Annotated in this window: 10 protein-coding genes; 5 read left to right on the forward strand and 5 right to left on the reverse strand. The window is 68.6% G+C overall.

The annotated features are described in order from the left end of the window. Window positions 1–32 precede the first annotated feature (32 nt). From rocD to AzCIB_RS02035, 4 genes are all read right to left on the reverse strand, one after another. Window positions 33–2,189 (reverse strand): ornithine--oxo-acid transaminase, encoded by a 2,157-nt coding sequence (gene rocD / locus AzCIB_RS24815; RefSeq protein ID WP_050414361.1) that lies wholly within the window; start codon window positions 2,187–2,189, stop codon window positions 33–35. Window positions 2,190–2,328: 139 nt separating this feature from the next. After that, window positions 2,329–3,858 (reverse strand): ubiquinone biosynthesis regulatory protein kinase UbiB, encoded by a 1,530-nt coding sequence (gene ubiB / locus AzCIB_RS02025; protein WP_050414362.1) that lies wholly within the window; start codon window positions 3,856–3,858, stop codon window positions 2,329–2,331. Between the two features lie 93 nt (window positions 3,859–3,951). Beyond that, window positions 3,952–5,997, reverse strand: coding sequence for a TonB-dependent receptor (locus tag AzCIB_RS02030; protein ID WP_050414363.1), 2,046 nt, complete (start codon window positions 5,995–5,997; stop codon window positions 3,952–3,954). A gap of 173 nt (window positions 5,998–6,170) precedes the next feature. Then, window positions 6,171–6,632, reverse strand: a complete 462-nt coding sequence (locus AzCIB_RS02035) for a hypothetical protein (protein ID WP_050414364.1) — start codon at window positions 6,630–6,632, stop codon at window positions 6,171–6,173. Window positions 6,633–6,783: 151 nt separating this feature from the next. Here AzCIB_RS02035 and argS point away from each other — a divergent pair, with 151 nt between their 5' ends. The 5 genes from argS (at window position 6,784) to AzCIB_RS02060 (ending at window position 15,835) form a co-directional block, all read left to right on the forward strand. Further along, a complete protein-coding gene (argS, locus tag AzCIB_RS02040; protein WP_050414365.1) occupies window positions 6,784–8,562 on the forward strand; it encodes an arginine--tRNA ligase in 1,779 nt (592 codons plus the stop codon). A gap of 15 nt (window positions 8,563–8,577) precedes the next feature. Then, window positions 8,578–9,159, forward strand: coding sequence for an SPOR domain-containing protein (locus tag AzCIB_RS02045; protein ID WP_050414366.1), 582 nt, complete (start codon window positions 8,578–8,580; stop codon window positions 9,157–9,159). A 99-nt stretch (window positions 9,160–9,258) separates the two neighbouring features. Then, a complete protein-coding gene (locus AzCIB_RS02050) occupies window positions 9,259–9,900 on the forward strand; it encodes a thiol:disulfide interchange protein DsbA/DsbL (RefSeq protein ID WP_050414367.1) in 642 nt (213 codons plus the stop codon). 44 nt (window positions 9,901–9,944) lie between these two features. After that, on the forward strand, window positions 9,945–10,757 hold the full coding sequence (locus AzCIB_RS02055; RefSeq protein ID WP_198149602.1) for an SDR family oxidoreductase: 813 nt from the start codon (window positions 9,945–9,947) through the stop codon (window positions 10,755–10,757). Window positions 10,758–11,017: 260 nt separating this feature from the next. Beyond that, window positions 11,018–15,835, forward strand: coding sequence for an NAD-glutamate dehydrogenase (locus tag AzCIB_RS02060; RefSeq protein WP_050414368.1), 4,818 nt, complete (start codon window positions 11,018–11,020; stop codon window positions 15,833–15,835). Window positions 15,836–15,895: 60 nt separating this feature from the next. On the opposite strand, the gene AzCIB_RS02065 is transcribed toward AzCIB_RS02060, so the two are convergent. After that, window positions 15,896–23,218, reverse strand: coding sequence for a retention module-containing protein (locus AzCIB_RS02065; RefSeq protein WP_050414369.1), 7,323 nt, complete (start codon window positions 23,216–23,218; stop codon window positions 15,896–15,898). Window positions 23,219–23,400: the final 182 nt, after the last annotated feature.

The following is a 23,400-nucleotide window of genomic DNA, read 5'->3' on the forward strand; positions in this document are numbered from 1 at the left end:
GCACCTTTCTGGTGCGGCGGACGGCGCCCGCTTCAGCGCTGCAGCGGCTCCTGCCCGCGATGCGCGCAGGCGGCGGCGAGCGTGTCGATCACGACGTCCGCGGCCGCGTCGAGCTCGGCCTCGGTGATCACCAGCGGCGGCGCGAAGCGCAGCACCGTGTTGTGCGTGTCCTTGGTCGCGATGCCGCGCGCGAGCAGCAGTTCGGCCGCAGTCGGCGCGCGCAGCTGGGCCGGGTCGAGCTCGATGCCCACCAGCAGGCCGCGCCCGCGCACCTCGCGCACGCACGGCAGCCTCGCGTCGCGGAATCGGGCCATCAGGCGTTCGCCCAGGTGTGCGGCATGTTCCCACGGGCGCGTCTCTTCGAGGATGGCGAGCACTTCCAGCGCGACGGCCGCGCCCAGCGGGTTGCCGCCGAAGGTCGAGCCGTGGTCGCCCGGCCGCAGCACGTCCATCACCGCGGCGTCGGCGAGGAAGGCCGACACCGGCAGCAGGCCGCCGCCCAGCGCCTTGCCGAGGATCAGCCCGTCCGGATGCACGCCCTCGTGGTCGCAGCCGAGCAGGCGCCCGGTGCGGCCCAGTCCGGTCTGGACTTCGTCGGCGATCAGCAGCACGTTGTGGCGCCGGCAGATCTCCGCGCAGCGCGCGAGGTAGCCCGCCTGCGGCACGAGGATGCCGCCCTCGCCCTGCACCGGTTCGACGAGGAAGGCCGCGGTGTCCGGCGTGATCGCCGCTTCGAGCGCGTCCGCGTCGCCGTAAGGAATGCGTCGGAGTCCGGCGGGGAAGGGGCCGAAGCCGTCGCGGTACTGCGCTTCCGACGACATGCCGACGATGGTGATCGAGCGGCCGTGGAAGTTGCCTTCGCAGGCGATGATCTCCGCCTTGTCGGTGGCGATGCCCTTGACCTTGTAGCCCCACTTGCGCGCTGTCTTGAGCGCGGTTTCGACCGCCTCGAGGCCGGTGTTCACTGGCAGCATGCGGTCGTAGCCGAGCAGGCCGCACAGGCGCTCCATCAGCAGCGGCAGGCGGTCGTTGGAATACGCGCGCGAGGTCAGTGCGAGGCGCTGCGCCTGGTCGTTGAGCGCGTGCAGCAGGCGCGGGTTGGCGTGCCCGAAGCTCACCGCCGAGTAGGCGCTCATCATGTCGAGATAGCGCCGCCCCTCGACGTCCCACAGCCAGATGCCCTTGCCGTGATGGAACACGACGGGTAGCGGCGCATAGTTGTGCGCGCCGAACTCGCGCTCCTTCGCGCGCAGCAGATAGGTCGACGGCCCCAGCGCCGCACCGGCGAAGTTCGCGACCCAGTCCGCGCACATCCCGCCGGGGTCGCGATCGGGCAGGTATTCGACGATCTCCATCGCGACGAAATCGCCGCAGCCGCGCAGTGCGAGCAGCGCCGCGCACAGCTCGTCGGGCGCGATGCCCTCGGGTTCCGGGCAGGTCACGGCGGGGAAGGCAGCGGCGTCGAGCGCGTCGAGGTCGATGCTGACGCCGAAGCCCGCGGTGCGCTCGCGCACGACGCTGAGCGCGTCGCAGAACACGGCGGCCATGCCGCGTTCGCGCACTTCCGCCATGTCGAAGACCTGCACCCCGAGGCGCGTCAGGCGGTCGTGTTCCTCGTGCTCCCACGCGCGCGCGCCGATGATCACGACGTTCGCCGGGTCGAGCTTCGGTCCGCCGACACCCGTCAGCGCCGCGTCGCCTTCGCCGAGCAGCGCGGCGAGCGGCATGCCGTGGATGTTGCCCGAGTGCGTGCTGCGCTCGGTGTGGCTGTCGAGGTGGGCGTCGATCCAGATCAGGCCCAGCGCGCCGCGCGACGCGAGGCGGCTGGCCATCCCGCGCCACGTGCCGATGCCCACCGCATGGTCGCCGCCGATCACGAGCGGAAATACGTCGGGCGCGAGGGCGGTCAGGCGGTCAGCGACGCGTTGCGCGAGTCCGCCGACCGCATCCAGGCGCTCGCGCATCAGCGCGCCGGGCGCAGGTGTCGTGACGGGCTGGAGCGTTTCGTGCCAACTCGCCGCGATGCCGGTTCCCTTCAGCCGCTGCAGCAGGCCGTGGCGCTCGAGCGCGGCCGGGCCGCGGGCCGGACCGTCGCCGGGAGCCCCCAGCGCGGACGCGACGCCGATGACGTGCACGACGGCGCGCATGTCGGCATGCGGCGGGACGTGAAGCGGCGCGGAGTGAGTCATGGCCATCCTCCCTGCCCGCAGTGGGTGCGGACGAATAGTCGATGCGCTTATGCGTTCGACGCAGGCGGCAGGGATTCGTTCGGGCGCAGTCGGTGCGCGTGCACGGACGCGTGACGGATTTCGCGCCCGCGGGCGGCGGTCAGCCGAAGATGCGGTACAGCTCCAGCCCGACCAGCGCCGCGAGCAGCGCGCCGACGAGCCACAGCGCCCGCCCTTGCGTGCGCTGCGCGCTGGCGAGGCGTTCCAGCTCGCCGCTCTGCACCTCGTGGCGGTGCGCGGTCGCGTCGAGCACGCGATGCACCAGGCGGGGGATCTGCGGCAGCGTGCCGGCCCAGGACGGGGCCTCGTCCTTGAGGTTGCGCAGCAGGCCGCGCCAGCCCATCTGCTCGTCCATCCACCGCTCGAGGAAAGGCTTGGCGGTCTTCCACAGGTCGAGGTCGGGGTCGAGCTGGCGGCCGAGCCCCTCGATGTTGAGCAGCGTCTTCTGCAGCAGCACGAGCTGCGGCTGCACTTCCATCTCGAAGCGGCGCGCGGTCTGGAACAGGCGCAGCAGCGTCTTGCCGAAGGAGATGTCCTTCAGCGGGCGGTCGAAGATCGGCTCGCACACCGCGCGGATCGCGCTCTCGAACTCGTCCACGCGGGTGTGCGCCGGCACCCAGCCGGCCTCGATGTGGGCGCGCGCGACGCGGTTGTAGTCGCGCTTGAAGAAGCCGAGGAAGTTCTGCGCGAGGTAGCTCTTGTCCACCTCGGTGAGCGTGCCGACGATGCCGAAGTCGAGCGCGATGTAGCGTCCGTCGGCATGCACGAAGATGTTGCCGGGGTGCATGTCGGCATGGAAGAAACCGTCGCGGAACACCTGCGTGAAGAAGATCTCGACGCCCGCGCGCGACAGCGCCTTCAGGTCCGTGCCCTGCGCGCGCAGCGCATCGAGCTGCGAGATCGGCACGCCGCGCATGCGCTCCATCACCATCACCGACTTGCCGCACCAGTCCCAATACACCTCGGGCACCTGCAGCAGCTTCGAGTTCGTGAAGTTGCGCCGCAGCTGCGAGCAGTTCGACGCCTCGCGCATCAGGTCGAGCTCGTCGTGCAGGTACTTGCTGAATTCGGCGACGACTTCGCGCGGCTTCAGGCGCCGCGCCTCGGGCCACAGCTTCTCGAGCAGCGTCGCCGCGGTGTCGAGCAGCGCGAGGTCGTGCGCGATCACCGGTTCGATGCCGGGGCGCAGGATCTTCACCGCGACTTCGGTGCCGTCGGGCAAGCGCGCGAAATGCACCTGCGCGACCGACGCCGAGGCAACCGGCGTGCGCTCGAAGTCGACGAAGACCTTGTCGACCGGCTTGCCGTAGAAGTCCTCCAGCACCTTCAGCGCCTGGTCGGAGGGGAAGGGCGGGACGCGGTCCTGCAGCATCGCGAGCTCGTCGGCGAGGTCGGGCGGCAGCAGGTCGCGGCGCGTCGACAGCATCTGGCCGAACTTGACGAAGATCGGGCCCAGCGATTCGAGCGCCCGGCGCAGGCGTTCGCCGCGCGGCGCCTTGGGGTGGCGCCAGAAGAACACCACGTGCCACAGCTTCGTCAGGCGTCCGCTCGAGTCGGCTTCGAGCACCATCTGGTCGAGGCCGAAGCGCAGGCCGACGGTGATGATCTTGGCAAGACGAAAAAGACGCACTTTGGATTGCCGGGCGGGGGAAAGGGCGGACTTTAGCCGGAAGGCGCGCGCGAGGAAAGTGCAGCAGGGCGCTTTCCTCGCGCGCGCCTGCGCTCAGAACGGCACGCGCACGCCCAGCGTCAGGTTGCGCCCCATCAGCGGCGCTGCGTTCTTGATGAAGGACGTGTGGCTGAACGCGAGTTCGTCGCCGAGGTTCGTCGCCTTCACGTAGACCTGGAAGGGTTGCGCGCCGAAGCGCCCGCTGTAGCTCGCGGCGAGGTTCACCATGGTGTAGCCGGGCGTGCTGCTTTCGAATGCGGCGACCTGGTCCTGACGGCCGACGCGGTACCACTCCAGCTCCCCGTCCCAGCCCTGCCAGCGGGCGTCGAGGCGCATGCCGACGCGATGCGCGGGGATGCGCGGCAGGTCGCGATCGCCGGCGCCGCCGTCGAAGCGCGCGCGCACGTAATCGCCGAACAGCGTCACGCCGAAGATCGCATCGAGGCGCTGGCGGATCTGCCCTTCGACGCCGGTGAACACCGCGTCGCGCTGTGCGTACTCGACCAGCTGCAGGCCTTCGAGCGCATCCAGCGTGCGCGCGAAGATGAAGTCCGACACGCGATTGCGGTAGACGGCGGCGCTGAAGGTCGTATCGCCGGCCGTCTTGCGCAGGCTGAGGTCGATGTTGTGCGAGGTCTCGGCCTTCAGGTCGGCGTTGCCGCGCTCGAAGGTCGCGGTGGCCAGGTGCAGGCCGTCGGCGTACAGCTCCTCGGCGGTCGGCAGGCGCTGCGCACGCGACAGCGACAGGCCCAGCGCGTAGCCCGGCACGACGTTCCACACCGTGCCGAGCGAGAGCGAGCTGCCGTCGTGGCTGCGGTCGCGCGCGGCGGCATCGACGTCGATATCCTGCCATTCGCGCCGCAGGCCGGCCTCGAAGCGCCAGTCGCCAGCCGTGTACTCCTCGACCAGGAAGGCGCCGTCCTTGCGCGTGAGCGTAGGCGGCACGTAGGCCTCTTCGCCCAGCGCGCGGAAGTCGCGCCGCGAGGTCTGCAGGCCGAGCACTCCGCGCCATCCCGCGAGGGGAGCGTGCTCGAGCTCGATGCGGCCGTCGTGGGCGCGGTTGCGGAAGGTCGTCGCGATGGTGTCTTCCTCGACTTCGTGATGGCGGTAGTCGGTGTGGCTCGCACGCAGGCGCAGGCGCGTGAAGCCGGCGAAGGGCTCCAGATATTCGCCGCGCAGGTCCCAGCGCTCGCTGTCGAGCTTCACGACCGGCACGCCGCCTTCTTCCTCCTCTTCTTCCTCGTGTTCGGGGCACACGAGTGCATTGCCGTCCGTCGCGCATTCCTCGATGCCGTGGGCGTGGCCGGGCAGGCCGTAATCGTTGCGCTGGTGCGTGTACGCGAGTCCGAGATAGCCGCGCGCGCCGACCCACGACAGGCCCAGGCTGCCGGTTTCCGTCTCGTTGAAGCTGCCGTCGACGCGGCGTCCGCCGACCCAGCCGTCGCCGACGCGGTAGTCGCGCGCGTCGCGCTTCAAGCCTTCGGCATGGACGGCGAAATTGCCGCTACCGGCGGTCAGTTCGAACGCGCCCGCGGCTTCCCGCGCCGCGCTGTTGCCGCGCAGCTCCACGCTGCCCTCGACGCCGCGGGCGGGGATCGCCATCGGGATCTTGCGGTCGAGCACGTTCACGACGCCGCCGATCGCGCCGCCGCCATAGGCGAGCGCCGACGGGCCGCGCAGCACCTCGATCTGTTCGGCGAGCATCGGCTCGGATGCGATCGCGTGGTCCGGGCTCACCGTCGAGGCGTCGATAATCTCGGCGCCGTCGGACAGCACCTTCACGCGCGCCGCGTCCATGCCGCGGATCACCGGCCGACTCGCGCCGGCGCCGAAGGGGCTGGCACTGATGCCGGGCTCGCGCGCGAGCGTCTCGCCCAGCGTGGCGTCGCGCCGCAGCACGAGTTCCTTGCCTGCGAGCACGGAGACGGGCGTGCTCATCGCATCGCTGCCGAGAGAGAGGGCGCTCGCCGAGACCGTCACGGTCGGCAGTTCGGTCGTTTCCGCGGCAGCCGCGGCGAACGGCAGCCCGCCGAAGGCGAGCAGCAGCGACAGCGCGACTGGGCGGCGCAGGGGGAGTGCAGGATTCTGTCTGGTGTTCATCGTTCTTTCCAAAAAATGGGCGTTCGCCGTGCGCAGGCGAACGCGGCCGACGCGCGCCGCATGCGGTCGCGTGCCGGGGACTGCTGTTCAGGCGGCAGGCCGTATCCGGTCGTGCCGAACCCCCTGGCTGCGCGCAGGGCGGGCTCGGTCCGGGCGGCTACGGGGCGGCCGGGCTACGAAAGGTGAAAGGGGGATGGGGCCCAGGCCCGAGGGATGGCTGCGGGCGGGGCGCGGCAGCGCGGCGCAAGGTCGTCGCAGGCGGGGCTGTCGACCGAACGGAACGCGGCCGGGGCAAGGGCTGCGCCGGACGCGACGGGTGGCTTGTCGCGGTCGGCGAGCGGAAGGTCGATGCCGCCGAAGGACAGGCAGTCGACGCAGTAGGCGAGGTGGCGCGCGCCGTCGTCGGTGTCGAAGCGGGCGCGCTCCCCGCTGCGGGCCGCGGAGACTTCCGCGGTGTGGCTGATGACGTGCGTGAGGGCCGCGCCCTGCACGAGCACCAGCGCCAGCGCGAGGCACAGCCGGAGCGCGAACGCCAGCGGCGCGCGCGCGAAGCTTCGGCGAGCGGCGGACGGGCGCGACAGGAGGCCGGCAGGCGTCCTGCCCGTCGAGGCGGACGGCGCGGGGCGGACGGGCATGGGCCGGCGATTCTAGGGGGTGCCGTCGATCGCTGCAACTATGTTGCGTTTGTGAGTATCGTGCGGCGCAAATCCGTGCCGCGGTGCATGCGCGTCGGGTGTCGTCGGGTGATCCGCTATAATCGCGCGTTTAGTTTCTTCTCCGAGTGCCATGAGCGCCGATCCGAAAGTCTCCGATCCCAAAGTCCTGCTCGCCGACCTGCTGCGTGCCGCGCTGAAAAGCGTCGCCCCCGATCTGACCGAAACCCCGATCCAGCTCGAACGCCCCAAGCAGGCCGGTCACGGCGACTTCGCCACCAACCTCGCGCTGCAGCTCGCCAAGCCGCTGCGCCGCAGTCCGCGCGACCTCGCGAACATGCTGCTCGCCGAGTTGCCGGCCTCGCCGCTGGTCGCGAAGACCGAGGTGGCCGGCGCCGGCTTCATCAATTTCACCCTCGCCTCGGGCGCGAAGACCGCCGTCGTCGCCGACGTGCTCGCGCGCGGCGCGGAATTCGGCCGCGGCGCGCGACTCGGCTCCAAGGTGCAGGTCGAGTTCGTGTCGGCCAACCCGACCGGGCCGCTGCACGTCGGCCACGGCCGCGGTGCGGCCTACGGCGCCTCGCTGTCCGCGGTGCTCGACTTCGCCGGTTTTGATGTCACGCGCGAGTACTACATCAACGACGCCGGCCGGCAGATGGACATCCTTGCGCTGTCGACCTGGCTGCGCTACCTCGCCTTCCACGGCATCGAGATCGACTTCCCGCCGAACGCCTACCAGGGCGACTACGTCATCGACATGGCGCGCGAGATGCACGAAGGGCACAAGGACCGCTTCGCCAAGGTCACGATTGCCCAGATCCTCGACGGCGCGCCGGGCCTGCCCGCGCCCGAGCGCAAGGACGACGAGGCCAAGGAGCAGCGCGAGACGCACCTCGATGCGCTGATCGCCAACGCCAAGCGGCTGCTCGGCGAGGACTACCCCTTCGTGCATGGCTTCGCGCTCAACGAGCAGCTCGGCGACGGCCGCGAGGACCTGCACGAGTTCGGCGTGCATTTCGACAAGTGGTTCTCCGAGCAGAGCCTGTTCGACACCGGCCTGGTCGAACGCGTGGTGACCGAGCTCGAGAAGCGCGGCCACATCTACGCGCAGGACGGCGCCAAGTGGTTCCGCTCCACCGCCTTCGGCGACGAGAAGGACCGCGTCGTGCAGCGCGACAACGGCCTGTATACATACTTCGCGTCCGACATCGCCTACCACCTGAACAAGTACGAGCGCGGTTTCGATCGCGTCATCGACATCTGGGGCGCCGACCACCACGGCTACATCCCGCGCGTGAAGGGTGCGATCGCCGCGCTGGGCCTGCCACCGGAGAAGCTCGACGTGTCGCTGGTGCAGTTCGCGGTGCTGTACCGCAACGGCCAGAAGGCCGCGATGTCGACCCGCTCGGGCGAATTCGTGACGCTGCGCGAGCTGCGCCGCGAAGTCGGCAACGACGCGTGCCGCTTCTTCTACGTGCTGAGGAAGAGCGACCAGCACCTCGACTTCGACCTCGACCTCGCCAAGAGCCAGAGCAACGAGAACCCGGTGTACTACGTGCAGTATGCGCACGCGCGCGTCTGTTCGGTGCTGCAGCAGTGGGGCGGCGAAGTCGGCGAGCTGGCCGCGGCCGACCTCGCGCGTCTGGAGAATGAGCGCGAACTGGCCCTGTGCGCGCGCCTGGGCACCTTCGCCGAGCTGATCCAGAGCGCCGCTGCCGACTACGCGCCGCACCAGATCGCGTTCTACCTCAAGGACCTCGCCGGTGAGTTCCACAGCTGGTACAACGCCGAGCGCATGCTGGTCGACGACGAGGCCGTGAAGCTCGCGCGCCTGGCGCTCGCCGCCGCCGTGCGTCAGGTGCTCGCCAACGGCCTCGCGCTGCTGGGCGTGTCGGCGCCGCAGTCGATGTGATCGCCGGAGAGCTCCGTGAGTCGTGACCGCAAGCCCAGCAGGAAATCGAACCGGCCGGCGAAGAGCCGTGGCGGCGTAGTCGTCGGCATCTTCATCGGACTGGTGCTCGGCGCATTGTTCGCAGCCGGCGCGGCGTGGTATTTCACGCGCAATTCGCCCTTCCAGACGCCCGCTGCGCCGGCGCCCGCTGCGGCACGTCCGCCTGCGGCCGATCAGTCGCCGGCCTCGTTGCCGGGCAAGCCGGGTGACCGTCCGGTCGTGAAGCCGGACTTCGAGTTCTACAAGATCCTGCCGCAGGGCGAAGGCGCGCCGACCGAGAGCAAGCCCGCGACGCCCGCCGCCGCAACACCGGCCGCGCCCGAGAAGCTCTACCTGCAGATCGGGGCATTCGAAAATCCGGCCGAGGCTGACAACCTGAAGGCCAAGCTCGCGCTGAGCGGCATCGAGGCGAGTGCCCAGCGCGCGCAGCTGGCCGACGGCCGCACGATGCACCGCGTACGCATCGGCCCCTTCGCCAAGCCCGAAGACATGAACCCGGTGCGCGCGCGCCTGTCCGAAGCCGGCTTCACCGCGACGGTCGTGAAGGCCAACCCGTGAGGGTTCGCCGGTGCGTAACGTCGGATATGCTGAAAAGATTTCGGGAACAACTTGCAGGGTCTGCCGTCTGAGACCCTGTCATCCACTCGGGAGTATTGAATGAATCGTCGTGCCGCACTCAAGCAACTGTCCGCCCTGTCCGCCCTCTCCGTTCTTGGCGGCGCTGCCTGGGCCCAGAAGTCCGGCCAGCCGTTCCAGACCCTGGCGACCAAGGTGGCGACCGAAGTCCCGGGCAAGATCGAGGTGATCGAGTTCTTCTCGTACGGCTGCCCGCACTGCCACGACTTCGAGCCGCTGCTCAACACCTGGACGAAGTCGCTGCCGGCCGACGTCAATTTCATCAAGGTGCCGATCACCTTCAACCGCGCCGAATGGACCAACCTCGCGCGCATCTACTACACGCTCGACGCGATGGGCGAGGCGGGCAAACATGGCGCGGCCGTGTTCGCCGCGATCCATGAACAGAAGCGCCAGCTGCAGAAGGAAGACGTGCTGCTCGAATGGATCGGCAGCGTCACCGACTCGAAGCGTTTCAGCGACACCTGGAAGTCCTTCGGCGTGCAGTCGCGCCTGCAGCGCGCGAACCAGATCGCCGCCGCCTACCGCGTCAGCGGCGTGCCGATGATGGCCGTCGACGGCCGCTTCATGGTCTCGGCCTCGACCGCCGGCAGCCACGAGGGCATGCTCAAGACCGTCAGCGAGCTGGTTGCGCGCGCGCGCTCGGAGAAGGGCAAGGGCTGATCGGCCCGTCGCGGGACGCTTTCGCGCCCGCGCTGCCCATATTCGTGAAGCACGCTACCCGACCTGCTTCCTGCGCAAGTCCGGCTCCGGCCGGACTTCGCGTTTTTCTGACCGGCGCGTCCAGCGGCCTCGGCCAGGCCTTCGCGCGCCATTACGCCGCGCGCGGAGCACAACTGGGTCTCGTCGCACGGCGCGCGGATGCGCTGGCGCAACTGGCCGCCGAGCTGCCCGGCGAGCATCTCGCGCTGCCGGCCGACGTCGGCGATGGCGATGCCTTGGCACGGGCGGCGGAAACCTATCTCGCGCAGGTCGGCGTGCCCGACATCGTCATCGCCAATGCGGGCGTGTCGGTCGGCACGCTCACCGAATGCCCCGAAGACCTGCAGGCCTTCGAGCGCGTCATGCGCACCAATGTGAACGGCATGGTCGCGAGCTTCCAGCCCTTCGTCGAGGCGATGCGCCGGCGCGGCTCGGGGCGGCTCGTCGGCATCGCCTCGGTCGCCGGCATCCGCGGCCTGCCCGGGGCGGGTGCGTACAGCGCGTCCAAGGCCGCCGCGATCGCCTACCTCGAAAGCCTGCGCGTCGAACTGCGCGGCAGCGGCGTGCGCGTGGTGACGCTCGCGCCCGGCTACATCGCGACGCCGATGACCGCCGTGAACCAGTATCCGATGCCCTTCATGCTGCACGCCGACGAGGCCGCGCGGCGCATGGCGAAGGTCATCGATGCGGGCCGCGGCTATGCCGTCGTGCCGTGGCAGATGGGCGTCGTCGCGCGCGTGCTGCGTGCGCTGCCGAACCCGGTGTTCGACGCCCTGTTCGCCCGCGCCGGACGCAAGCCGCGCGGGCTGCCGCTGTAGCGGCCCTACAGGCACTTCCGCCAAGGCAACCGCACGCGCTTCCGTAGGGCGGGAGGAGCGCAGCGCATCCCGCCAAAACTGCGCGTGGTCACGCCCGACGTTCGCGTGGCGGCTCAGTTGACACATTCGGCCTTCGGCTCCTCCCGCCCTACGGGCCTTCCCCGCGGCACGCGATGCGGGTATGGTTGCCCGGATAAGGTGGGCGGTTGCCCGACTGGTCGGCCTGTCGCGGCGCAGCCCCCGTCACGCGGGAGACAGCGATGCAGACACGCCACATAGAAAGCGGTGCCGCAAGTTTCGAAGCGATCCTGGAGCAGATCGAACTCAAGCTGCCCGCCGACCAGGCAGCGTCCGTAGGCGCCTTCGCCCGGCGCTGGTTCGGTCAGGTCGCGCCCGAGGATATCGCCGATTACACGCTCGACGACCTGTACGGCGCGGTGCTCAGCCACTGGCACTTCGCGCGCAAGCACCGCGGCGGCACGCGCCTGAAGGTCTACAACCCCAAGCTCGAGGAACACGGCTGGGAATCGACCCACACCGTGATCGAGATCGTCAATGACGACATGCCTTTCCTCGTCGACTCGATCGCGATGGAGGTCAATCGCCAGGGGCTCACGCTGCACCTGATCATCCACCCGGTGATGCGCGTCGTGCGCGACGCCGAGGGCATTTACCAGGGCATCGCCGACGACGCGGACGCGGGGCGCTACGAATCCATCATCCACGTCGAAGTGGACAGGCGCACCGATGCGGCCGACCTTGATGCGCTGCGGGCCGGTCTGGAACGCGTGCTCGCCGACGTGCGCGTGGCGGTGGCCGACTGGCCGGCGATGCAGCAGCGCGTGGCCGATGTCATCGCCGAGATCGAGCACAGTCCGCCGCCGGTTCCCGCAGAGGAAATCGACGAGAGCGTCGCCTTCCTGAAGTGGCTGATGGACGACAATCTCGTCCTGCTCGGCTGCCGCGACTACGCGCTGGCCGCAGCCGACGGTGGTACCCCCGAATTGTCGATCGTCGCGGGCTCGGGCCTCGGGCTGCTGCGCGAGAAGGAGGGCGAAAAGCAGTCGCGCTCGTTCGGCGCCCTGCCGGCGGAACTGAAATCGACCCTGCCCAATCTGCCGGTCCTGCTCACCGTCACCAAGTCCAACACGCGCTCGACCGTGCATCGCGTCGGCTACATCGACCGCTTCAGCATCAAGCGCTTCGACGCAGACGGCCACGTGTGCGGCGAACACCGCGTCATCGGCCTGCTCGCATCCACCGCCTACAGCGCCAGCCCCAAGCTGATTCCCTTCCTGCGGCGCAAGGTCGACGCGGTGATCGCGCGCGCCGGCCTGATGCCGAAGAGCCACGCGGCGAAGGCGTTGCTGACCATCCTCGAACGCTATCCGCGCGACGAGCTGTTCCAGATCGACACCGAAGAGCTCTTCCATCAGGCGATGGGCATCCTGCACCTGGGCGAACGCCAGCGTACGCGGCTGTTCGTGCGCAGCGACCCCTTCGCGCGCTTCGTCTCGTGCCTGATCTACGTGCCGCGCGAGCACTACAACACCGACCAGCGCCTGCGCATGCAGGCCGTGCTGATGGAGGCCTTCAACGGCGCGAGTTCGGACTTCGACGTGCAGTTCTTCGAGTCGGCGCTCGCGCGCGTCTTGATCATCGTGCGTACTCGCGACTCGGTGATCCCGCCCTTCGAGGTGCATGAGCTCGAACAGCGCATCGTGCGCGCGACGCGGCGCTGGGAGGACGAGCTGCAGCGTGTGCTGCTCGAACACTGCGGCGAGGAGCGCGGCATGGCCCTGCTGCGCCGCTACGGCGGCGCCTTCCCGGCGGGCTACCGCGAGGAGTATTCGCCGCGGGTGGCGGTGTTCGACGTCGAGCAGATGGAGTCGGTCGCCGGCGACGGGCTGGCGATGAGCCTCTACATTCCGCTCGAGGCGCCCGCCGGCCGGCTCAACTTCAAGATCTACCGCGTCGGCGCGCCGGTGCCGCTGTCGCAGAGCCTGCCGATGCTCGAACGCATGGGCGTGAAGGTCATCGACGAGCGTCCGTCCGAGATCGCGCGTCAGGACGGCGAATGCGTGTGGATCCACGACTTCGGGCTGGCCTACGCGGGGGCGGAGGAGCTCGACGTCGATACCCTGCGCCCGCTCTTCCACGACGCCTTCCTGCGCGCGTGGCGCGGCGAGATCGAGAGCGACGACTTCAACCGCCTGACCCTGCTCGCCGGCCTCACCTGGCGCGAGATCACGGTGCTGCGCGCCTACGCGAAGCACATGCGGCAGGCGGCGTTCACGTTCAGCCAGGCCTACATGGAGCAGACCCTCGCGGCCTGGCCGCGGCTCGCACGCCAGCTCATCGAACTTTTCTCGTTGCGCATGGATCCTGCCCGCGCCGGCGAGCGTGCCCGCCACGAGGCGAAGGTGCTCGCGGGGATCGACGACGCGCTCAACGGCGTCGCGAACCTCGACGAGGACCGCATCCTGCGCCAGTTCCTCGCGATGGTGAAGGCGACGCTGCGCACGAACTACTATCAGCGCGGTCCGCACGGCGGGGTCAAATCCTACCTGTCCTTGAAGTTCGACCCGAAACGCATCCCGAATCTGCCGCAGCCGATGCCGATGTACGAGATCTTCGTCTATGCGCCGCGCTTCGAGGGCGTGCACCTGCGCGGCGGCAAGGTCGCGCGCGGCGGACTGCGCTGGTCGGACCGCATGGAGGATTACCGCACCGAGGTGCTGGGCCTGGTGAAGGCGCAGATCGTCAAGAACGCGGTGATCGTCCCGGTCGGCTCCAAGGGCGGCTTCGTCGTCAAGAACCCGCCACCGCCAACCGACCGCGAAGCCGTGCTCGCTGAAGGCATCGCGTGCTACCGCCTGTACCTGCACGGCCTGCTCGATCTCACCGACAACCTCGTGCAGGGCCGCGTCGTGCCACCGCCGGACGTGGTACGTCACGACGGCGACGATCCGTATCTGGTCGTCGCCGCCGACAAGGGCACGGCGAGCTTCTCCGACTACGCGAATGCCGTTGCGGCCGAATACGGCTTCTGGCTCGGCGACGCCTTCGCCTCGGGCGGCTCGGCCGGCTACGACCATAAGAAGATGGCGATCACCGCGCGCGGGGCGTGGGAGTCGGTCAAGCGCCACTTCCGCGAGCTCGGCATCGACACGCAGGAGCAGCCCTTCACCGCCGTCGGCGTCGGCGACATGTCGGGCGACGTGTTCGGCAACGGCATGCTGCGTTCGCGCAAGACCCGCCTCATTGCGGCCTTCGACCATCGCCATATCTTCATCGACCCGGATCCCGATGCGGAGTCGTCCTTCGTCGAGCGCGAACGGCTCTTCGCGCTGCCGCGCTCGTCGTGGAACGACTATGACCTCACGAAGATCTCCGCGGGCGGCGGGGTGTGGCCGCGCAGCGCCAAGTCGATCGCGTTGTCGCCGCAGATGCAGGCCGTGCTCGGCGTTGAGGTCGAGGCGCTGCCGCCGTCCGACCTGATCCGCGCGATCCTGCGCGCGCCGGTCGATCTGCTCTACAACGGCGGCATCGGCACCTACGTGAAGGCGACGAGCGAGACCGACGCCTCGGTGGGCGACCGCGCCAACGACGCGGTGCGCGTGAACGGTGCCGAACTGCGCTGCCGCGTCATCGGCGAGGGCGGCAACCTCGGCATGACCCAGCTCGGACGCATCGAGTACGCGCTCAAGGGCGGCAAGCTGTACACCGACGCGATCGACAACTCGGGCGGCGTGGACTGCTCGGACCACGAGGTGAACATCAAGATCCTGCTCAACAGCGTGATCGCCGAAGGCGAACTCACCGGCAAGCAGCGCGACGCCCTGCTCGTCGAGATGACCGACGAGGTCGCCGCGCTCGTGCTGCGCGACAACTACGCGCAGACGCAGGTGCTGTCGGTGACGCGCGCGCGCGGCGTGGCGTTGCTCGACGAGCAGGCCGAGTTCATCCGCCGCCTGAGCTTTGCCGGGCGCCTCAACCGCAAGCTCGAGTTCCTGCCGCTCGACGACGAGATCGCCGAACGCGCCGCCGCGCGCACCGGCCTCGTCTCACCCGAACTCGCGGTGCTGCTCGCCTACAGCAAGATCGAGCTCTACGACGAGGTGCTCGCGTCCGACGTGCCGGAGGACCCCTACATCGGCAGCGCGCTGTCGCGCTACTTCCCGGCGCCGCTGCGCGAACGCTTCGCCGCGCACATCGCGAAGCACGCGCTGCGCCGCGAGATCATCTCGACGCACGTCATCAACAGCATGATCAACCGCGTCGGTCCCACCTTCGTCAGCCGGCTGCAGGGCGAACTCGGTGCGACGCCGGCCGAGATCGTGCGCGCCTACATGGTCACGCGCGAGATCTTCGGCCTGGTGCCGATCTGGCGCGCCATCGAGGAACTCGACAACCGCGTCGACGACGCCGTCCAGACCGCCATGATCATCGACTGCGCCCGCCTCGTGCAGCGCAGCACGACCTGGTTCCTGCGCCACCGCGAATCGCTCGCCGACCTGCAGGCCACGCTCGCCCGCTTCCGTCCCGGCGTCGAAGCCCTGTCCGAGCACCTGTACCGCCTGGTGTCGGACGACTACCGCGCACAGCTCGACGCCGTGACCGCGCACTACGTCGAGCGCGGCGCGCCCGGCGCGCTTGCGCTGCGCATCGCCTTGCTCGACGAACTGTATTCGGCGCTCGACCTCGTCGAGATCGTCGCCGACACCGGCCGCCCGGAGGGGACGGTGGCCGCGGTGTATTTCACCCTCGGCGGCCACCTCGACCTGTACTGGCTGGGCGCCCAGATCGCCGCCCTGCCGGCCGACACGCGCTGGCAGAACCTCGCTCGCGGCGCGTTGCGCGTCGACCTGTCGAACCTCGCCCGCAGCCTCGCGGCGGACATCCTCAAGACCTCGCCCGACCTTGGCCAACCTGACGACCTCATCGCCGCCTGGGAAGCCCGCCGCATGCCGCAGATCGAGCGCTACCGCCACCTGCTCGCCGACGTGAAGATGGCGCAGGCGATCGAGATGCCGATGCTGTCGGTGTTGTTGCGGGAGCTGCGCGGGATGGTGTGAGCGGAGTACGGACGAAAAAAAGCCCGGCGGCCATGAGCCGCCGGGCGAACCGTCAGGGCGTCAGTCGGTGATGAGTTTGCCCTTGGTCATGAGGTCGGTGATGATCGCCGCGTCGTCTGCGAAACCCGTGACCAGATCGACGTTTTCAAGCACGATGACCTGATCGATCGGCGTTCCGGTGCCGCCAGAGTGCACCGAGATCGTCGTCGCCTTGGTGGTGCTGTTGTAGGCGAAGTCGAGGTAGTTCCCCAGGCTTTCATTGGTCGCGGACGAACCTTCCAGCAGGTCCTTCAGATCGAGGCGATCGCCACCGGAGCCGTAGGCCGCCGCGTTGAAGTCCTTGATCGTGTCGATGGGCACCGGGGAGGTACCGGCGTCGGCGAGGGACCACTTGAAGGTGTCGGCACCGAGGCCGCCCGTCAGGGTGTCGCTGCCGGCTCCGCCCGAAAGCGTGTCGTTGCCTGCGTCGCCCCATAGCTTGTCGTTTCCGTCGCCGCCCGTGAGCGTGTCATTGCCGTATCCGCCGAGGAGGTTGTCGTCACCCGTGCCGCCGTCGATGACGTCGTGGCCCGCACGACCATCGATCAGGTCGTTGCCGGCGCCGCCCGAGAGCGTGTCGTTGGTCGGCCCGGCGGTGTTCGTGCCGGGGTTGCCATAGATGATGTCGTCACCGCCACTGGCCGCGACCGTCTGACCGCCTTCGCCGGTGGAAATCGGGCTCTTTACGAACTCCTGACCGGTCTTGCTGCTCGACAGCCAGATAAAGTCCTGGCCTTCGCTGACGGTGGTGCTGTCAGCGAACGAGGTCGTGGCGACCTTGATCGACGAGCCGTCGTTGTTGAGGAGCACGTACTCGTCGGAGTTGATCAACGAGACGTCGTTGGCGACATTGGTGACGTTGCTCCAAACGAGGCCCAGTTGCTCGCTGTTGCCGATCGAGAGCTGCGCGGCGGTCGTGTTCGTCAGCGTGATGCGGAACACTGTTTCGTTCGTATCGTTGAAGATCTTGTCGATAGTCGCCGTCATACCGGTCTTCAGATAGAACTTGCTCGCGGCGTCGAATGCGAGTGCTGCATCGCCATCCTTGACGTGGAAGTCAAAGTGGATCGAGGCTCCGGCCGTGAAGGTGATGCTGCCGTTGCCCTTCGGCTGGATGTTGTTGTTCTGCACCTGCCAGTCAGAGCCGTCATAGATGATCGGCGGGAGGGTGACCGGTACCGTATCGCTGCCGCCGCTGCCGAGATTGCCTGCGGTGTCGGTGTAGAGGTTGTTGGCGACGCTCACGCTCGCGGTGCCGGTAAATCCCGCATCTGCAGTGAAGGTGGCGGTGTAGACCAGCGGATTCGCAGTGGCGGTGAGGCCGGTTACGGTGCCGCCGACGGCAACGATGTCGGTAGCCGCGAATCCGACCGGCGCCTCGCTGAAGGTGAAGGTGACGAGCGAGTCGGTGTCGATATCGTTGAGCCCCGCATCGACGATATCGACGGCGAGGGTCGGGTTGGAGCGATCGACCGGGACGGTGTCGCTGCCGCCGGTGCCCTGGTTGCCGGCCGCGTCGGTGTAGAGGTTGTCGGCGACGCTGACGCTGGCGGTACCGGAGAAGCCGTCGGTCGCGGTGAAGGTGGCGGTGAACACCTTCGGGTCGGCGGTGGCGGTGAGCCCCGTCACGGCACCGCCGACGGCGACGATGTCCGTTTCGGCGAAGCCGACCGGCGCTTCGCTGAAGGTGAAGGTCACCACCGAGCTGGTGTCGGCGTCGTTGAGCGACGCGTCGACGATATCGACGGCGAGGGTCGGGTTGGAGCGATCGACCGGCACGGTGTCGCTGCCGCCGGTGCCCTGGTTGCCGGCCGCGTCGGTGTAGAGGTTGTCGGCGACGCTGACGCTGGCGGTACCGGAGAAGCCGTCGGTTGCGGTGAAGGTGGCGGTGAAGACCTTCGGGTCGGCGGTGGCGGTGAGCCCCGTCACGGTGCCGCCAACGGCGACGATGTCGGCCGCGGTAAATCCGACCGGCGCCTCGCTGAAGGTGAAGGTCACCACCGAGCTGCTGTCGCCGTCATTGAGCGCGGCGTCGACGATGTCGACGGCGAGGGTCGGATTGGAGCGATCGACCGGGACGGTGTCGCTGCCGCCGGTGCCCTGGTTGCCGGCCGCGTCGGTGTAGAGGTTGTCGGCGACGCTGACGCTGGCGGTGCCGGCGAAGCCGTCGGTCGCGGTGAAGGTGGCGGTGAAGACCTTCGGATCGGCGGTGGCGGTGAGCCCCGTCACGGTGCCGCCAACGGCGACGATGTCCGTCTCGGCGAAGCCGACCGGCGCTTCGCTGAAGGTGAAGGTCACCACCGAGCTGGTGTCGGCGTCGTTGAGCGACGCGTCGACGATATCGACGGCGAGGGTCGGGTTGGAGCGATCGACCGGGACCGTGTCGCTGCCGCCGGAGCCCTGGTTGCCGGCCGCATCGGTGTAGAGGTTGTCGGCGACGCTGACGCTGGCGGTACCGGCGAAGCCGTCGGTCGCGGTGAAGGTGGCGGTGAACACCTTCGGGTCGGCGGTGGCGGTGAGGCCCGTCACGGTGCCGCCGACGGCGACGATGTCCGTCTCGGCGAAGCCGACCGGCGCTTCGCTGAAGGTGAAGGTCACCACCGAGCTGGTGTCGCTGTCGTTGAGCGACGCGTCGACGATATTGACGGCGAGGGTCGGGTTGGAGCGATCGACCGGGACGGTGTCGCTGCCGCCGGAGCCCTGGTTGCCGGCCGCGTCGGTGTAGAGGTTGTCGGCGACGCTGACGCTGGCGGTACCGGAGAAGCCGTCGGTTGCGGTGAAGGTGGCGGTGAAGACCTTCGGGTCGGCGGTGGCGGTGAGCCCCGTCACCGTGCCGCCGACGGCAACGATGTCGGTAGCCGCGAATCCGACCGGCGCTTCGCTGAAGGTGAAGGTCACCACCGAGCTGGCGTCGGCGTCATTGAGCGACGCGTCGACGATATCGACGGCGAGGGTCGGGTTGGAGCGATCGACCGGGACGGTGTCGCTGCCGCCGGCGCCTTGGTTGCCGGCCGCATCGGTGTAGAGGTTGTCGGCGACGCTGACGCTGGCGGTGCCGGAGAAGCCGTCGGTCGCGGTGAAGGTGGCAGTGAACACCTTCGGATCGGCGGTGGCGGTGAGGCCGGTCACGGTTCCGCCGACGGCGACGATGTCCGTCTCGGAGAAGCCGACCGGCGCTTCGCTGAAGGTGAAGGTCACCACCGAGCTGGTGTCGGCGTCATTGAGCGACGCGTCGACGATATCGACGGCGAGGGTCGGGTTGGAGCGATCGACCGGGACGGTGTCGCTGCCGCCGGCGCCTTGGTTGCCGGCCGCATCGGTGTAGAGGTTGTCGGCGACGCTGACGCTGGCGGTGCCGGCGAAGCCGTCGGTCGCGGTGAAGGTGGCGGTGAAGACCTTCGGATCGGCGGTGGCGGTGAGCCCCGTCACGGTGCCGCCAACGGCGACGATGTCCGTCTCGGCGAAGCCGACCGGCGCCTCGCTGAAGGTGAAGGTCACCACCGAGCTGGTGTCGCTGTCGTTGAGCGACGCGTCGACGATATCGACGGCGAGGGTCGGGTTGAGCGTGTCGACCGGCACGGTGTCGCTGCCGCCGGAGCCGACGTTGCCCTGAGCGTCCGTGTAGGCGCCATCCGCGACGCTGACGCTGGCGGTGCCGGCGAAACCGTCGGTTGCCGTAAAGGTCGCGGTGAAGACCTTCGGATCGGCAGTGGCGGTGAGCCCCGTCACGGCGCCACCGACGGCGACGATATCGCCGTCTTCAAAGCCGACAGGGGCGGTGCTGAAGGTGAAGGTCACCTCAGAAGTATTGTCGGCGTCGTTAAGAGCGGGGTCGACGATGTCGACGATGAGGCTCGGATTAAGCGTGTCGACCGGAACGGTGTCACTGCCGCCGGTGCCTTGGTTGCCAGCCGCATCGGTGTAGAGATTGTCGGCGACGCTGACGCTGGCGGAGCCGGAGAAACCGTCGGTTGCGGTGAAGAGCGCAGTGAACACCAGCGGATCGGCTGTGGGCTGCAGGTCGGTGACGGTACCGCCGACGGCGACGATGTCGGTCTCGGAGAAGCCGACCGGCGCCTCGCTGAAGGTGAAGGTCACGAGCGAGCTGGTGTCGCTGTCGTTGAGCGACGCGTCGACGATATCGACGGCGAGGGTCGGGTTGGAGCGATCGACCGGGACGGTGTCGCTGCCGCCAGTGCCCTGGTTGCCGGCCGCATCCGTGTACAGGTTGTCGGCGACGCTGACGCTGGCGGTGCCGGCGAAGCCGTCGGTCGCGGTGAAGGTGGCGGTGAACACCTTCGGATCGGCGGTGGCGGTGAGCCCCGTTACGGTGCCGCCGACGGCGACGATGTCGGTCGCGGAGAAGCCGACCGGCGCCTCGCTGAAGGTGAAGGTCACGAGCGAGCTGCTGTCGCCGTCATTGAGCGCAGCATCGACGATATCGACCGCGAGGGTCGGGTTGGAGCGATCGACCGGGACGGTGTCGTTGCCGCCGGTGCCGAGGTTGCCGGCCGCATCGGCGTAGAGGTTGTCGGCGACGCTGACGCTGGCGGTGCCGGAGAAGCCGTCGGTTGCGGTGAAGGTGGCGGTGAACACCAGCGGATCGGCCGTGGGCTGCAGGTCGGTGACGGCACCGCCGATGGCGACGATGTCGTCGGCGGTGAAGCCGACCGGTGCCTCGCTGAACGTGAAGGTCACGAGCGAGCTGGCGTCGCTGTCGTTGAGCGCGGCATCGACGATATCGACGGCGAGGGTCGGGTTGGAGCGATCGACTGGGACGGTGTCGCTGCCGCCGGCGCCGACGTTGCCTTGGGCGTCGGTATAGGCGCCATCCGCGACGCTCACCCCGGCGGTGCCGGAGAAGCCGTCGGTCGCGGTGAATGTGGCGGTGAAGACCTTCGGATCGGCGGTGGCGGTGAGTCCGGTCACGGTGCCGCCAACGGCGACGATATCCGTCTCGGAGAAGCCGACCGGCGCTTCGCTGAAGGTGAAGGTCACCACCGAGCTGGCGTCGCTGTCATTGAGCGCGGCATCGACAATATCGACGGCGAGGGTCGGGTTGGAGCGATCGACCGGGACAGCGTCGCTGCCGCCGGTACCCTGGTTGCCGGCCGCATCGGTGTAGAGGTTGTCGGCGACGCTGACGCTGGCGGTGCCGGAGAAGCCGTCGGTCGCCGTGAAGGTCGCAGTGAACACGAGCGGATCGGCGGTGGGCTGCAGGTCGGTGACGGCGCCGCCAATGGCGATGATGTCGCCGGCGGTGAATCCGACCGGCGCTTCGCTGAAGGTGAAGGTCACGAGCGAGCTGCTGTCGCCGTCATTGAGCGCAGCATCGACGATATCGACCGCGAGGGTCGGGTTGGAGCGATCGACCGGGACGGTGTCGCTGCCGCCGGCGCCGACGTTGCCTTGGGCGTCGGTATAGGCGCCATCCGTGACGCTCACTCCGGCGGTGCCGGAGAAGCCGTCGGTCGCGGTGAAGGTGGCAGTGAACACCAGCGGATCGCTCGTAGGCTGCAGGTCGGTGACGGTGCCGCCGACGGTGACGATGTCGTCGATCGAGAAGCCGGTCGGTGCCGCGCTGAAAGTGAAGGTTACGAGCGAGCTCGAGTCGCTGTCGTTGAGCGCAGCATCGACGATGTCGACAGCGAGAGTAGGATTGAGCGTGTCGACCGGCACGGTGTCGGTGCCACCCGTGCCAATATTTCCGTGAATGTCCGTATACGTGCCGTCGGCGACGCTGACGCTGGCAGTGCCGGTGAAGCCGTCGGTCGCGGTGAAGGTCGCAGTGAACACCAGCGGGTTGTCAGTGGGCTGCAGGTTGGTGACGGCGCCGCCAACGGCGACGATGTCGTCGATCGAGAAGCCGACCGGTACCTCGCTGAAGGTGAACGTCACCACCGAGCTGCTGTCCGCGTCGTTGAGCTGGGTGTCGACGATGTTGACGGGAAGCGTGGGGTTCGTCCTGTCGATCGGCACCGTGTCGACGTCGCCCGTGCCAAGGTTCCCCTGGTCGTCAGTGTAAGCGCCGTCGGCCACGCTGACCGTTCCAGTGCCCGTATAGCCGTCAGTCGCCGTAAAGGTGCCGGTGTAGACGCGCGGGTCGTCAGTGGGCTGCAGGTTGGTGACCGTGCCGCCATCGACGATGACGTCCTCGATGGTGAATCCGACCGGGGCTTCGCTGAAGGTGAAGGTGACGGGCGAGCTGATCTCGCCATCGTTGAGTTCGGCGATCTCGATGTCGAGCGTGAGGTTGGGGTTCGCGGTATCGACGGGAACGGTATCGATGTCGCCCGTGCCAGGATTGCCAGCCTCGTCCGTATAGGTCCCGTCGGCGACGCTCACGGTGCCTGTGCCGGTGAAGCCGTCATTCGCGGTGAAGGTGGCGGTGTAGACCAGCGGGTCGTTCGTCGGCTGGAGGTTCGTTACCACGCCGCCGCCGACGATCACGTCATCGATCGTGAAGCCTACTGGAGGTTCGCTGAATGTGAAGGTAACCGGGGACGTGTTGGTCGTGTCGTTGAGCTGGCCGATCACGATGTCGAGCGACACCTCGGGGTTGCTGCGATCGACAGGCACGCTGTCGCTACCCCCGGTGCCGGAAGTGCCCGCTGCGTCCGTATATGCGCCGTTCGACACGCTCACGCTGGCTGTGCCCGCAAAGCCGTCGGTCGCGGTGAAGGTGGCCGTGTAGACGCGCGGATCGTCGGTCGGTTGCAGGTTGCTGACCGTGCCGCCGACGGCGACGACATCCTCGATCGCAAAGCCCACGGGGGCAGTCGTGAACGTGAAGGTCACGAGCGAACTCGCATCGGCGTCGGTCAGCTGGCTGTCGACGATGTCGATTGCCACGCGCGGGATCGCGGGATCTTCTGCAGGCAGGGTCGCTTCCTCCGCCAGCACGCGGTTCGTCGTTTCCTGTCCGTACTCGAACTCGAGCGGATTCACCCCCTCCGAGATCCGCAGCAGGCGCACGAAGCTGCTGCCTTCGCCACCACCGCCGCCGGCCAGGCCGGCCGCAGGGGCTTCGAGGTCGTCGAGGTTGCCGCCCTGTTCAAGGGCCTGGATCACCTGGTCGACGGTATCCTGAGAGACTTGGGCGTCCTCGCGGCCGGGACGGGTCGTCGCGGACACATCCGCGGTCAGCGTCACGGTCTGGTCCGACGCGATCTCCATCGGCGCACCGTCCGCCATCGCCAATTCGACGTGGCCACCAGACATCGTGATGACGACTTCGCCTTCCTGCAGCGTGTCACCCGCCTTGAGCGGACGCAGGTTGCCTTTCACATCGCGCGCAAATGCCCTGCCCGTGACCGCCACGACTACCGCAATCGCTTGTGCCATTTTCCCTGCTCCTCTGATCGTCTGGCGAAGCCGCCGGGGCGGCTGCGCGGGAATCCTTTTACACTCGGTAACAGAATAGGGCTGGGGACGTCCGGACGGTATTGGCCGGAGGTACAGGCGGGCGGCCGTTCATGTGAAGGATTTCACGGGCTGTGACGATTTGTTACAGCGGCCCGTCGGGG

This window comes from Azoarcus sp. CIB (genome assembly GCF_001190925.1).
Classification (GTDB): Bacteria; Pseudomonadota; Gammaproteobacteria; order Burkholderiales; family Rhodocyclaceae; genus Aromatoleum.